Origin of the sequence: Mycobacterium mantenii (assembly GCF_001667865.1) — a bacterium.
Taxonomy (GTDB): domain Bacteria; phylum Actinomycetota; class Actinomycetes; order Mycobacteriales; family Mycobacteriaceae; genus Mycobacterium; species Mycobacterium mantenii_A.
The window spans coordinates 1-13,167 of sequence record NZ_LZJP01000116.1 but is presented as its reverse complement, the minus strand read 5'-3'; the positions used below and the strand labels follow the sequence as shown (position 1 = coordinate 13,167).

Below are 13,167 nucleotides of genomic sequence, written 5' to 3'. Positions count from 1 at the left end.
CGCCGGGTACATGTCAGAAGTAACGGTGTCGTTCCGGCCGACGGCCGACCTCGTCGACAGCATCGGTCCCGACGTAAGCAGCTGCGACGTGCAATTCCGCCAGATGGGCGGTCGGGCCGAATTCGCCGGGCCGATCAGCACCGTGCGATGTTTTCAGGACAACGCACTGCTCAAATCGGTGCTCTCGGAGCCGGGCCGGGGCGGGGTATTGGTCATCGACGGCGGCGGCTCCCTGCACACCGCGCTGGTCGGCGACGTCATCGCCGAGTTGGCCCGCTCCAACGGCTGGGCGGGGCTCATCGTCAACGGCGCGGTACGCGATTCCGCCACGTTGCGGGGCATCGACATCGGCATCAAGGCGTTGGGCACCAACCCCCGTAAGAGCACCAAGACCGGCGCTGGCGAGCGCGACGTCGAGGTCACCCTGGGCGGGGTGACATTCGTGCCGGGCCAGATCGCCTACAGCGACGACGACGCTCTCGTCGTCGTCGCCGCAGGAGAGTAAACCGTTAAACCCCTACCGGGGCGCGCTTTTTCGCGAACTTCAAGCCCTCTTCGTCGACCTTGCCGCGCCGGATCGTGCGCATGTCGATGAAGTAGTTCTGCTTGAGCCGCCACGGCGCCCGGGACCCCGACTTGGGCAGCAGGTGCATCGAGCGCCGGAAGTAGCCCGGAGTGAAGTCCATGAACGGCAGCTCGTCGACGTCGTTGCCGGGCTGCTGCGGCTCCACGAAGTCAAACCCGTTGGCGTCCATATAGTTCAGCACGCGGCAGACGAATTCGGAGACCAGGTCGGCCTTCAGCGTCCATGACGCGTTCGTGTAGCCGAATGTGATGGCGAAGTTCGGCACACCGGAGAACATCAGGCCCTTGTAGGTCATCAACGAGGTCAGGTCGATGTCCTCGCCGTTGCGGGTGGGCTTCACCCCACCCAGCAACTGCATGTTCAATCCCGTTGCGGTGACGATGATGTCGGCGGCCAACTCTTCACCCGAGGCGAGCTTGATGCCGGTCTTGGTGAACCGCTCGATGGTGTCGGTGACGACGTCGGCCTTGCCGTGCCGGATGGTCCGGAAGAAGTCGCCGTCGGGCGCCAGGCACAACCGCTCGTCCCAAACGTTGTAGCGCGGGCCGAAGTGCTTTTCGACGTCGTAGCCCTCCGGCAGACGCCGCTGCGCCATCGTCATCAAGGTCTTGCGCATGTAGGCAGGCGCCTTGCGGGACAGCTGATATTGGAAGGTGCTGAACGCGATGGCTTTCCAGCGGTTGGCCATGTGGGCGAGGCGGTCGGGCAACAGTCGGTTGGCCTTCTCGGCAAACGGATCGACGCCGGGCAGCGAGCCGATATAGGTCGGCGAGCGCTGCAGCATCGTCACGTGACCCGCGCCCGAGTTCACCAAGGCGGGAATCAGGGTGATCGCGGTGGCACCGGATCCGATGACGACGATCCGCTTGCCCGCGTAGTCGAGGTCCTCGGGCCAGTGCTGCGGATGGACGATGGTGCCCCCGAAGTCGTCCTCGCCCGGGAAGGTCGGCGAGAAGCCCTCGTCGTAGTTGTAGTAGCCGGTGCAGGCGAACAGGAACGAACACGTCATCTCGCTCTGCCGACCGTCGTTCTCGACGATCAGGTTCCAGCGGTTGTCGGTGTCGGACCAGTCGGCGGCCACCACCCGGTGGCGGTAGCGGATCTTCGGCTCGATCCGGTTCTCGACCGCGGCCTCCTTGATGTAGGCCTTGATCGAGGCGCCGTCGGCGATCGACTTCGCCGAGCGCCAGGGCTTGAACCGGAAGCCCAGCGTGAACATGTCCGAGTCCGACCGGATGCCCGGGTACTTGAACAGGTCCCAGGTTCCGCCCAGGTCGGCGCGGCGTTCCAGGATGGCGTAGCTCTTCGTGGGGCAGCGGTCCTGCAGGTGCCAGGCCGCGCTGATGCCGGAGATACCGGCGCCCACGATGAGGACGTCAAGGTGCTCAGTCATGAGACCAACGTTATCAACGCGGTGTTGAGCCAGTCAACACCGTGTCGAAACTTTCAACAACGTGTAAAGTAGCGACCGTGTCTACCCTCGGTTCCGCCCGCGCCCATCGGGGCAGGCGTTCGGCGCGCCCGTCCGGCGACGATCGCGAACTGGCCATTCTGGCCACCGCGGAACAGTTGCTGCGCGAGCGCCCGCTCGCCGACATCTCCGTCGACGACCTGGCCAAGGGGGCCGGCCTGTCCCGCCCGACGTTCTACTTCTACTTCCCGTCCAAGGACGCGGTGCTGCTGACCCTGTTCGAGCGCGTGATCGTGGAGGCCGACTCCGCACTGGAGGCCATGGTCGCCGATCCGCCGGCGGACCTGAAAGCGTTGTGGCGCATCGGGATCAACGTGTTCGTCGAGACGTTCGGCGCACATCGCGCGGTGTCACTGGCCGCCGACGCCGCGCGCATCAACAAGGACGTCGATGTCCTGTGGTCGCGGTTCATGCAGAAATGGGTCGACCACACCACCACCGTGATCGAGGCCGAACGCGCCCGCGGCGCCGCGCCGGTGACACTGCCGGCGCGCAACCTGTCGGCGGCGCTGAACCTGCTCAACGAGAAGGTCATGCTCAGTTCGTTCGCCGACGGGCGGCCGTCGGTGCCCAGCGAGCAATTGCTCGACACGCTGGTGCACATCTGGGTCAGCAGCGTCTACGGCGACGCCTGCTGAACCCGGCCTGTCGGCCCCCTATGCGAACATATGTTCGTGCGGAGCGATGCGTCCATCCTGCACGCGGACCTCGATTCCTTCTACGCGTCCGTCGAACAGCGTGACGACCCGACGTTGCGCGGCCGCCCGGTGATCGTGGGCGGCGGCGTGGTGCTGGCCGCGAGCTACGAGGCCAAGGCCTACGGCGTGCGCACGGCCATGGGCGGGTCGCAGGCGCGACGGCTGTGTCCGCACGCCGTCGTGGTGCCCCCGCGGATGAGCGCCTATTCGCGCGCCAGTGAGGCCGTCTTCGAGGTGTTCCGGGACTGCTCCCCGATCGTCGAGGCGCTGTCGGTGGACGAAGCCTTCCTCGACGTCGGCGGGCTGCGCCGGGTCAGCGGCACGCCGGTGGCGATCGCCGAGCGGCTGCGCGCGGACGTGCGTAACCGCGTCGGGCTGCCGATCACCGTCGGCGTCGCCCGGACGAAATTCCTCGCCAAGGTGGCCAGCCAGGAGGCCAAGCCCGACGGCTTGCTGCTGGTGCCGCCCGATCAGGAGCTCACCTTCCTGCGGCCGCTGCCGGTGCGCCGGCTCTGGGGCGTGGGCGCGGTGACCGCCGAGAAGCTGCGCGCGCACGGCGTGGTGACCGTCGCCGACGTCGCCGAGCTCAGCGAGTCGGCGCTGGGCTCCATGGTGGGCGGGGCAATGGGCCGCCAGTTGTACGCGCTGTCCCGCAACATCGACCGCCGCCGGGTGACCACCGGCGTCCGTCGCCGCTCAGTCGGCGCCCAGCGGGCGCTCGGGCGCGCCGGAAACACCATGTCGGCTAACGAGATCGACGCCGTGGTGGTCAACCTGATCGACCGCATCACCGGGCGCATGCGCGCCGCCGGGCGCACCGGTCGCACGGTCGTGCTGCGGCTGCGATTCGACGATTTCACCCGGGCAACCCGATCGCATACGTTGCCGTGGTCCACGTCCGCCACGGTGCCGCTGCTGGCCGCCGCCCGCCAACTGGTCGCCGCGGCGACACCGCTCATCGCGCAGCGCGGCCTGACGTTGGTCGGCTTCGCGGTGTCGGGCGTCGACCACAGCGGCTCCCAGCAACTGATGCTGCCGTTCGCCGACGACGAGAACAGGCTCGCAATCGACGCGGCGATCGACCGGGTGCGAGATCGGTATGGCAAATCCGCCCTCACACCCGCGGTTTTGGTCGGCCGCGACGCGGGCTTCGAGATGCCGCACCTGCCCGACTAGCTGGAGCCCGCCCACTCCAGCAGCCGCTCGGCCGGCCAGGTGTTCACGATCCGCTCGACGGGAACGCCCGCGTCCAACGCGCGCTGGGCGCCGTAGCCGAGAAAATCGAGCTGGCCGGGCGCGTGCGCGTCGGTGTCGATGGTGAACACGCAACCGATCTCCAGCGCCAGGTTCAGCAGCCGGCTCGGCGGATCGCGCCGCTCGGGCCGCGAGTTGATCTCCACCGCGGTGCCGTGATCGCGGCATGCGGTGAACACCGCCTCGGCGTCGAACTTGGATTCCGGCCGGATGCCGCGATTCCCGGACACCAGCCGGCCGGTGCAGTGACCCAGCACGTCGGCGTGCGGGTTTTCGACCGCGCGCAGCATGCGCCGGGTCATCGCGGCGGTGTCCATCGACAACTTGGAATGCACGCTGGCCACCACCACGTCGAGGCGTTCTAGGAGCTCGGGCTCCTGATCGAGGCTGCCGTCGTCGAGGATGTCGACCTCGATTCCGGTCAGGATGCGCATCGGCGCGAACTTCTCTTGGAGCCCCTCGATCACGTCGAGCTGCTTGCGTAACCGCTCCGGTGAGAGGCCGTTGGCGATGGTCAGCCGGGGTGAATGGTCGGTGAGCGCGCAGTACTCGTGGCCCAGCGCCGCCGCCGAGGCCATCATTTCCTCGATCGGCGCCGAGCCGTCGGACCAGTTGGAGTGCAGGTGCAGGTCACCGCGGAGCGCTGCACGGATGTCGCCGCCGCCGAGATCTTCTGCGGTGGAACGGAGTTCGACCAGCAGGTCGGGCTCGCGGCCCGACCACGCCTGGTCGATGACCTTGGCGGTCTTGGGGCCGATCCCCGGCAGCGACTGCCAGCTGTTGGCCTGGCCGTGCCGCTCGCGGGCCGCGTCGTCCAGGCCCTCGATGATGTCGGCCGCGTTGCGATAGGCCATTACGCGTCGGGGATCGTGGCGGCTGCGGTCCTTGAAGTAGGCGATCTGCCGTAACGCCGCTACCGGATCCATGACTCCAGTGTGCCCGCCTCGATCAGATGAGCTGGCCGGCGACGAATCCGGCGAGCAGCACGCAGAACCCGCCGATCTCCCCGGCGATCAGTAACGCCATCGCCAGTGCGATTCGCCCGTCGGCGTTTTCGAATTGGTTGACGGTGTCGCGCCGCGCGCCGTGGCTGATGTAGGCGAGGATGGCGCCGACGAAGAAGAAGATGACCACGCCTGCCGCGGTCAGGTTCACCCATACCGGCCAGTCGCTCAGCTGCACGAAGACCGCGAGCAGCAGCGTCGCGAACGAATACAGCAGCGCCGCGCGGTGCGCGATGTCGACGTAGGGATGGGCGAGGTGGGTCTCCGAGACCATCATCTCGCGGTATTTCCACACGCCCAGGACGAGCGCGAGCAGGAAGATCAGGCCCGCCGCCAGCAGGGTGATCTTGGTGTCTATTCCGAGGGAGCCACAAGTCATCGCGGCTTGAGTTTAGTTGCCCTTCATAAAGACCGGCTAACGTCGAGGGCATGCGATTCGCGTTCAAGACTTCTCCGCAAAACACCACCTGGGTTCAGATGCTGGCCGTCTGGCAAGCGGCCGACGACATCGAGGTCTACGAATCCGGGTGGACGTTCGACCACTTCTATCCGATCTTTTCCGACAGCAGCGGGCCCTGCCTGGAGGGCTGGACAACATTGACCGCACTCGCGCAGGCCACCAAGCGGCTGCGGGTGGGCACCCTGGTCACCGGGATCCACTACCGCCACCCCGCGGTGCTGGCCAACATGGCGGCCGCCCTCGACATCATCTCGAACGGACGGCTCGAGCTGGGCATCGGCGCCGGCTGGAACGAGGAGGAGTCCGGCGCCTACGGCATCGAGCTGGGCAGCATCAAGGAACGCTTCGACCGCTTCGAGGAGGCGTGCGAGGTGCTGACCAACCTGCTCAGCCGGGACACCACCGACTTCGACGGCAAGTTCTACCAGCTCAAGGGGGCGCGCAACGAGCCCAAGGGCCCGCAGCGGCCGCACCCGCCGATCTGCATCGGCGGCAGCGGCGAAAAGCGCACGCTGCGGATCACCGCCCGCTACGCCCAGCACTGGAATTTCGTGGGCGGTCCGCCCGACGTCTTCGCCCACAAGCGTGACGTCCTGGCCTCGCACTGCGCGGACATCGGCCGCGATCCCAAGGAAATCACGCTCTCGGCGCACCTGCGCCTGGAGCCGGACCTCAACTACGGGAAGGTCATCGAGGACGCCGCCAAGCTGGCCGCCGAGGGCTTGGATCTGGGCATCGTCTACCTTCCCCCGCCGCACGACCCGGCCGTGCTCGAGCCGCTCGCCGAGGCGATCCGCGACTCGGGTCTATGGACGCGGTGACGCCGTTTTCACGGCGCATTCGGGGTCGTCCGGCGAAAAACCCGCCGGGTGCACTTTGAGCAAACCCACAGCGCCCGAGCGGGGGCGCCGATCGGGCGATCACGCACCGAACAGCAGCAAATCCTGAGCGGTCACCAGACGCTCGTGCTTGGCGGGAAACTCACGACTTTTCACCGGGTGGCGCAACCATGACCAGGCGATTCGCCCCATCCGTGACTGAGGTAATGGGTGGATATGCACAAGAATCTCTCCTGCGATCGGTCTGTCCAACCGTTGAACCGGTATGACCCCCATGTGAGCGGGCTCACAACGACCTATTAGACACCCGCCGTCTGGCAAACAGTGGGAGACTCGCCGGGCGAAGCCGGTCGTGTTTCTGGTGTGACTGGTGTTACTACTGAAGCGGTACCGCGGTGGGCTTGACCGGCGCCGGCAGCGCGGTCGACCCCATCAGGAACCGGTCCGCCGCGGCCGCGGCGGCCCTGCCCTCAGCTATCGCCCAGACGATCAGCGACTGGCCACGACCCATGTCACCGGCGACGAAGACGCCCGGAACCGACGTGTCGAAATCGGCGCCGCGGGCGACGTTGCCGCGCTCGGTGAATTTCACCCCGAGGTCGGTGAGCAGGCCCTCCTTCTCGGGGCCGACGAATCCCATCGCCAGCAACACCAAGTCCGCCTCGAGTTCGAACTCCGAGCCCTCCACCTTGACGAACTTGCCGTCTTCCATGGTCACCTCGTGCGCCTTGAGCGCCGTCACGCGACCGTCCTCGCCGACGAATTGCTCGGTGTTGACCGAGAACACCCGCTCGCCGCCCTCTTCGTGCGCCGAGGACACCCGGTACATCAGCGGGTAGGTCGGCCACGGGGTGGACGGCGCACGCGTCTCCGGCGGACGCGGCATGATCTCGAACTGGTGGATGAGGCTCGCGCCCTGGCGGTGCGCGGTGCCCAGGCAGTCGGCCCCGGTGTCACCGCCACCGATGATGACGACCTTCTTGTCCTTGGCGGTGATCGGCGGCTGCCCATCGGGACCCAGCACGTCGTCGCCCTCCTGCACGCGGTTACCCCACGGCAGGTATTCCATCGCCTGGTGAATACCGTCCAGTTCGCGGCCGGGGATGGGCAGATCACGCCCCGCGGTGGCACCGCCGGCCAGCACCACGGCGTCGAAGTCGGCGCGTAATTGCTCGGCGGTGACGTCGACCCCGACGTTGACACCGGGCTGGAATTCGGTGCCCTCCGCCCGCATCTGGTCCAGCCGGCGGTCGAGGACACGCTTTTCCATCTTGAATTCCGGGATTCCGTAGCGCAGCAGCCCGCCGATTCGATCGGCCCGCTCGAAGACGGTGACGGCGTGGCCGGCGCGGGTCAACTGCTGGGCGGCGGCCAAACCCGCGGGCCCGGAACCGACCACGGCGACCTTTTTGCCGGTCTTCTTGTCCGGCGGCAACGGCTGCACCCAGCCCTCGTCGAAGGCCTTGTCGATGATCTCCAGCTCGATCTGCTTGATCGTCACCGGGTCCTGATTGATGCCGAGCACACAGGCCGGCTCGCAGGGCGCCGGGCACAGCCGCCCGGTGAAGTCCGGGAAGTTGTTGGTGGCGTGCAGCCGTTCGATGGCGTCACGCCACCGGTCCCTGCGCACCAGGTCGTTCCACTCCGGGATCAGGTTGCCCAGCGGGCAACCGTTGTGGCAGAAGGGGATACCGCAATCCATGCAACGGGTCGCCTGCTCGCGCAGGGTCTCGTTGTCGAATTCCTCGTAGACCTCGTGCCAGTCGCGCAACCGCAGCGGGACAGGCCTACGCTTCGGCAATTCCCGATGCGTGTATTTCAGGAAGCCGCTCGGATCAGCCATGCGCGGCCGCCATGATCGCCTTGTCGACATCCACGCCGTCGCGCTCCGCTTCGGCGATGGCCTGCAGCACCCGCTTGTAGTCCTGCGGCATCACCTTGGTGAAATGCCACCGCTCTTGCTGCCAATCACCCAGAATGCGTTGGCCAACAGCGGAATCGGTGGCATCCACGTGTGCCTGAATCATGCCGTGCAACCACTCGTAATCATCTTCATCCAAGCTTTCGAGCTCGACCATCTCCGCGTTGAGATTGGCGGGGAATTCTTCCTGCGGATCGTAAATGTAGGCCACGCCACCGGACATGCCCGCCGCGAAGTTACGGCCGGTGCGACCGAGGACGACGACCTTGCCGCCGGTCATGTACTCGCAGCCGTGATCCCCGACGCCCTCGACGACGGCGTGCGCCCCAGAGTTACGGACCGCGAATCGTTCGCCGACCACGCCGCGCAGGTACGCCTCGCCGCTGGTCGCGCCGAACAGGATCACGTTGCCGCCGATGATGTTGTCCTCGGCGACGTAGTCCTGGGGTGCGTTGTCCGACGGCCGAACCACGATCCGGCCACCGGACAGGCCTTTGCCGACATAGTCGTTGGCGTCGCCATAGACGCGCAGCGTGATGCCCCGCGGCACAAACGCACCGAAGCTGTTGCCCGCCGACCCGTCGAAGGTGATGTCGATCGTTCCGTCCGGCAATCCTTCAGCGCCATAGGCTTTGGTGACCTCGTGGCCGAGCATGGTGCCCACCGTGCGGTTGACGTTGCCGATCGTCGTGGAGAACCGCACCGGCTTTCCGGAGTCCAGCGCCTCGCGGCTCATCACGATCAACTGCTGGTCCAGCGCCTTGTCCAGACCGTGGTCCTGGCGCGAGCTGCAGTACAGGTCCTGGTTCATGAACGCCGATTCCGGCTCGTGCAGGACCGGGGCCAGATCCAGCCGGTGCGCCTTCCAATGGGCCCGCGCCAGCGTCATATCGAGGGATTTCACCTGACCGACGGCCTCGTTGAGGGTGCGGAATCCCAACTGCGCCATGTATTCGCGGACCTCTTCGGCGATGAACATGAAGAAGTTCTCGACGAACTCGGGCTTGCCGGTGAAGCGTTCGCGCAGCACCGGGTTCTGGGTGGCCACCCCGACCGGGCAGGTGTCCAGGTGGCAGACCCGCATCATGATGCAGCCGGAGACCACCAGCGGCGCAGTGGCGAAGCCGAATTCCTCGGCGCCGAGCAGCGCCGCGATCATCACGTCGCGGCCGGTCTTGAGCTGGCCGTCGACCTGCACCACGATCCGGTCGCGTAATCCGTTGAGCAGCAACGTCTGCTGCGTCTCGGCCAGCCCCAGCTCCCACGGCGCCCCGGCGTGCTTCATCGAGGTCAGCGGGGTCGCGCCGGTGCCGCCGTCGTGCCCGGAGATCAGCACCACGTCGGCGTGGGCCTTGGACACCCCCGCGGCCACCGTGCCGACGCCGTTCTCGGAGACCAGCTTGACGTGCACGCGCGCGGACGGGTTGGCGTTCTTCAGGTCGTGGATCAGCTGTGCCAGGTCCTCGATCGAGTAGATGTCGTGGTGCGGCGGCGGCGAAATCAGACCGACGCCGGGGGTGGAGTACCGCACCTGGGCAACCCACGGGTATACCTTGTGCCCCGGAAGCTGGCCGCCCTCACCGGGTTTCGCGCCCTGGGCCATCTTGATCTGGATGTCGGTGCAGTTCGTCAGGTAGTGCGACGTGACGCCGAACCGTCCGGAGGCGACCTGTTTGATCGAGCTACGGCGCCAGTCCCCGTTGGGATCACGGTCGAACCGCTTGACGTCTTCGCCGCCCTCACCGCTGTTGGACCGGCCGCCCAGCCGGTTCATCGCGATGGCCAGCGTCTCGTGCGCCTCGGCGGAGATCGAGCCGTAGCTCATCGCCCCGGTCGAGAAGCGCTTGACGATTTCACTGGCGGGCTCGACCTCGTCCAGTGGAATCGGCTGGTTGATCCCGGCCCGGAACTTGAGCAGGCCGCGCAGGGACGCCATCCGCTCACTCTGGTCGTCGACCAGCCGGGTGTAGTCCTTGAACACCTTGTACTGGCCGGTGCGCGTCGCGTGCTGCAGCTTGAAGACGGTCTCGGGGTTGAACAGGTGGTACTCGCCTTCGCGGCGCCACTGGTATTCCCCGCCCACCTCGAGTTCGCGGTGGGCCCGTTCGTCCGGGCGGTCCAGATATGCCAGGGCGTGCCGGGCGGCGACGTCGGCGGCGATATCGTCCAGGGTGATACCGCCGATGGGACAGCTCAGCCCGGTGAAGTACTCGCTGAGCACGTCCTCGGAAATGCCGACCGCCTGGAACAACTGCGCACCGGTGTAGGACGCCAGCGTCGAAATGCCCATCTTGGACATCACTTTCAGCACACCCTTGCCGGCGGCCTTGATGTAGTTGTTCAGCGCAGTCTTGCGATCGATGCCTTCGATGACACCGCGGTCGAGCATGTCCTCGATGGACTCGAACGCCATGTACGGGTTGATCGCCGCGGCACCGAAGCCGACCAGAACGGCCATGTGGTGAACCTCGCGGGCGTCACCGGTTTCCACCACCAGCCCGACGTGGGTCCGGGTCCGGTCGCGCACCAGGTGATGGTGCACGCCCGCGACCGCCAACAGCGACGGAATGGGCGCCATCTGTTCGTCGGATTCGCGGTCCGACAGGATGATCACCCGCGCGCCGTCAGCGATCGCCGCCGACGCCTGCGCGCGCACCTCCTCGAGCGCGGCGGCCAGTCCGGCGCCGCCCTCGGCGACCGGGTACAGGCAGCGAATCACCTTGGACCGCATGCCATGCGGGCGGCCATTGACCTCGGCGTCCGGGTCGAGGTTGATCAGCTTCGCCAGCTCGCGGTTACGCAGAATCGGCTGCGACAGCGCGATCTGGTGACACGAACGCTCGGTCGGCGTGAGCAGGTCGCGCTCACCGCCGGTGGTGCCCTGCAGGCTGGTCACCACCTCCTCGCGGATGGCATCCAGGGGCGGGTTGGTCACCTGCGCGAAAAGCTGCTGGAAGTAGTCGTAGAGCATCCGGGGGCGTTGCGAGAGCACCGCGACCGGAGTGTCGGTACCCATCGACCCGATAGGTTCTGCACCGGTGCGCACCATCGGTGCGACCAAGAGGTTGAGTTCCTCATAGGTGTAGCCAAATGTCTGCTGCCGCTTGACAAGTCGGTCGTGGGGCATCCGCTTGTAGTTGCCCTGCGGCAGGTCGTCGAGCGGGATCAGGTTGGTGTCCAACCACTCCTGGTAGGGGTGCTCGGCGGCCAGCTCGGCCTTGATCTCCTCATCGGAGACGATGCGGCCCTGCGCGGTGTCCACCAGGAACATGCGGCCGGGCTGCAACCGCATCCTGCGGACCACCTTGGCTGGGTCCAGGTCCAGCACGCCGGCCTCGGAGGCCATGACCACCAGACCGTCTTCGGTGACCCAAATTCGCGAGGGGCGCAGGCCATTACGGTCGAGCACCGCGCCGATGATGGTTCCATCGGTGAACGTAATCGACGCGGGGCCGTCCCACGGCTCCATCAACGAGGCGTGGTACTGGTAGAACGCCCGCCGGGCGGGGTCCATCGAGTCGTTGCGCTCCCAGGCCTCGGGGATCATCATCAGCACCGCGTGGGCCAGGCTGCGACCGCCCAGGTGCAGCAGTTCGAGCACCTCGTCGAACCGCGCGGTGTCGGATGCCCCCGGGGTACAGATCGGGAACAACTTCTCGACGTCGGATTCGGCACCGAAAACGTCGGTCTTGATCAGCGCCTCGCGGGCCCGCATCCAGTTCTCGTTTCCGGTGACGGTGTTGATCTCACCGTTGTGCGCGACGCGGCGGAACGGATGAGCCAGCGGCCACGACGGGAAGGTGTTGGTGGAGAACCGGGAGTGCACGATACCCAGCGCGCTGGTCAACCGATCGTCTTGCAGGTCAAGGTAAAACGCCTTGAGCTGGGGCGTGGTCAGCATGCCCTTGTAGACGAATGTCTGACCGGAAAGGCTTGGGAAGTAGACGGTTTCGCGGCCGGGCCCGTCTTGGCCGGGGCCCTTGGTGCCCAGTTCGTGCTCGGCGCGCTTGCGCACCACGTAGGCGCGGCGCTCGAGCGTCATCCCGGATGCGCCCGCCATGAACACCTGCCGGAAGGTGGGCATCGCGTCGCGGGACAAAGCGCCCAGCGACGAGTCGTCGATAGGCACGTTGCGCCAGCCCAGCACCGTCAGGCCCTCGGCTTCGGCGATCTTCTCCACCGCGGCACAGGCCGTCGCGGCATCCTTGGACGACTGCGGCAGGAACGCGATGCCGGTGGCGTAGCTGCCTTCGGGCGGCAATTCGAAATCCACTACCTCACGCAGGAAGGCGTCCGGGACCTGGAGCATGATGCCGGCCCCGTCACCGCTGCGCGGCTCGGCGCCCTGGGCACCCCGGTGTTCGAGGTTCAGCAGCGCAGTGATTGCCTTGTCCACGATGTCGCGGCTACGACGGCCGTGCATATCGACGACCAAAGCAACCCCGCACGCGTCGTGCTCGAACGCGGGGTTGTATAACCCGACGCGCTTGGGCGTCATATGCACCTGACCCTTCACCTGAACGTTCTGCGCGGCCCTTAGCAGCGGCCCCGACGGGGTCGCACCCGCGAGGTTGCGGGCTAAAACCCCTTTCGGTCTTGTCTCGATGGGCTGTGCCCCAGGCGGAGATGATCCTGGTAGGGATGTCCGTGCAGCTCTGAACGGTGGCCTGGAACCGGTCTCGACAAGTCGTAAAACGATATGACAATACCCGCCTGACATGCCAACTTCGTCAAGTCTAACCGCCAGCTGGCAGGGTCGTAAATTTCGCTGCCACCGGTGGTCCCCAATTCCACCAAGCCCCTGCTGGGGGCCGTTGATTCTTGGCATGACCGTGCCCATCACCGACAGTCCCCAGCGACCGCGGTCGGCCACGGAAAGTTTGCTGATATGCGGGCCCGGGCGTGCTGGCGACGTTGCTGCGCGTGTTATGGGC

General features: G+C 66.6%; 9 protein-coding genes. 4 read left to right on the top strand and 5 right to left on the bottom strand.

What is annotated here, in order from left to right; genetic code table 11:
* Window positions 1–10 precede the first annotated feature (10 nt).
* The gene (rraA, locus tag A5688_RS22530; protein WP_068268283.1) at window positions 11–505 is read left to right on the top strand and encodes a ribonuclease E activity regulator RraA; all 495 of its coding nucleotides are present in this window, start codon (window positions 11–13) and stop codon (window positions 503–505) included.
* Between the two features lie 4 nt (window positions 506–509).
* Here the strand turns inward: rraA and A5688_RS22525 are convergent, their stop codons facing one another.
* Window positions 510–1,979 (bottom strand): flavin-containing monooxygenase, encoded by a 1,470-nt coding sequence (locus A5688_RS22525; protein ID WP_067831848.1) that lies wholly within the window; start codon window positions 1,977–1,979, stop codon window positions 510–512.
* A gap of 77 nt (window positions 1,980–2,056) precedes the next feature.
* On the opposite strand from A5688_RS22525, the gene A5688_RS22520 reads away from it, so the two are divergent.
* Together A5688_RS22520 and dinB are read left to right on the top strand one after the other, a co-directional pair.
* Entirely contained in the window at window positions 2,057–2,695 is a 639-nt protein-coding gene (locus tag A5688_RS22520; protein ID WP_067831852.1) for a TetR/AcrR family transcriptional regulator, read from the top strand.
* A 30-nt stretch (window positions 2,696–2,725) separates the two neighbouring features.
* Window positions 2,726–3,931, top strand: coding sequence for a DNA polymerase IV (gene dinB, locus A5688_RS22515; RefSeq protein WP_067914820.1), 1,206 nt, complete (start codon window positions 2,726–2,728; stop codon window positions 3,929–3,931).
* Here the strand turns inward: dinB and A5688_RS22510 are convergent.
* Both A5688_RS22510 and A5688_RS22505 read right to left on the bottom strand, forming a co-directional pair.
* Window positions 3,928–4,935 carry a PHP domain-containing protein gene (locus A5688_RS22510; RefSeq protein WP_067831864.1) on the bottom strand — a complete coding sequence of 336 codons (1,008 nt, stop codon included), beginning with the start codon at window positions 4,933–4,935 and terminating at the stop codon, window positions 3,928–3,930. The two genes, dinB and A5688_RS22510, sit on opposite strands and share 4 nt — an antisense overlap.
* 22 nt (window positions 4,936–4,957) lie before the next feature.
* Window positions 4,958–5,392, bottom strand: a complete 435-nt coding sequence (locus A5688_RS22505; protein ID WP_067831868.1) for a hypothetical protein — start codon at window positions 5,390–5,392, stop codon at window positions 4,958–4,960.
* A gap of 50 nt (window positions 5,393–5,442) precedes the next feature.
* Between A5688_RS22505 and A5688_RS22500 the strand changes: the two genes are divergently transcribed.
* Window positions 5,443–6,294, top strand: a complete 852-nt coding sequence (locus tag A5688_RS22500) for an LLM class F420-dependent oxidoreductase (RefSeq protein ID WP_067831872.1) — start codon at window positions 5,443–5,445, stop codon at window positions 6,292–6,294.
* Window positions 6,295–6,688: 394 nt separating this feature from the next.
* Here the strand turns inward: A5688_RS22500 and A5688_RS22495 are convergent, their stop codons facing one another.
* Both A5688_RS22495 and gltB read right to left on the bottom strand, forming a co-directional pair.
* Window positions 6,689–8,155 (bottom strand): glutamate synthase subunit beta, encoded by a 1,467-nt coding sequence (locus A5688_RS22495; RefSeq protein ID WP_067831875.1) that lies wholly within the window; start codon window positions 8,153–8,155, stop codon window positions 6,689–6,691.
* Window positions 8,148–12,731 carry a glutamate synthase large subunit gene (gene gltB, locus A5688_RS22490; RefSeq protein WP_067831877.1) on the bottom strand — a complete coding sequence of 1,528 codons (4,584 nt, stop codon included), beginning with the start codon at window positions 12,729–12,731 and terminating at the stop codon, window positions 8,148–8,150. The genes A5688_RS22495 and gltB overlap by 8 nt, the downstream gene beginning before the upstream one ends.
* Window positions 12,732–13,167: the final 436 nt, after the last annotated feature.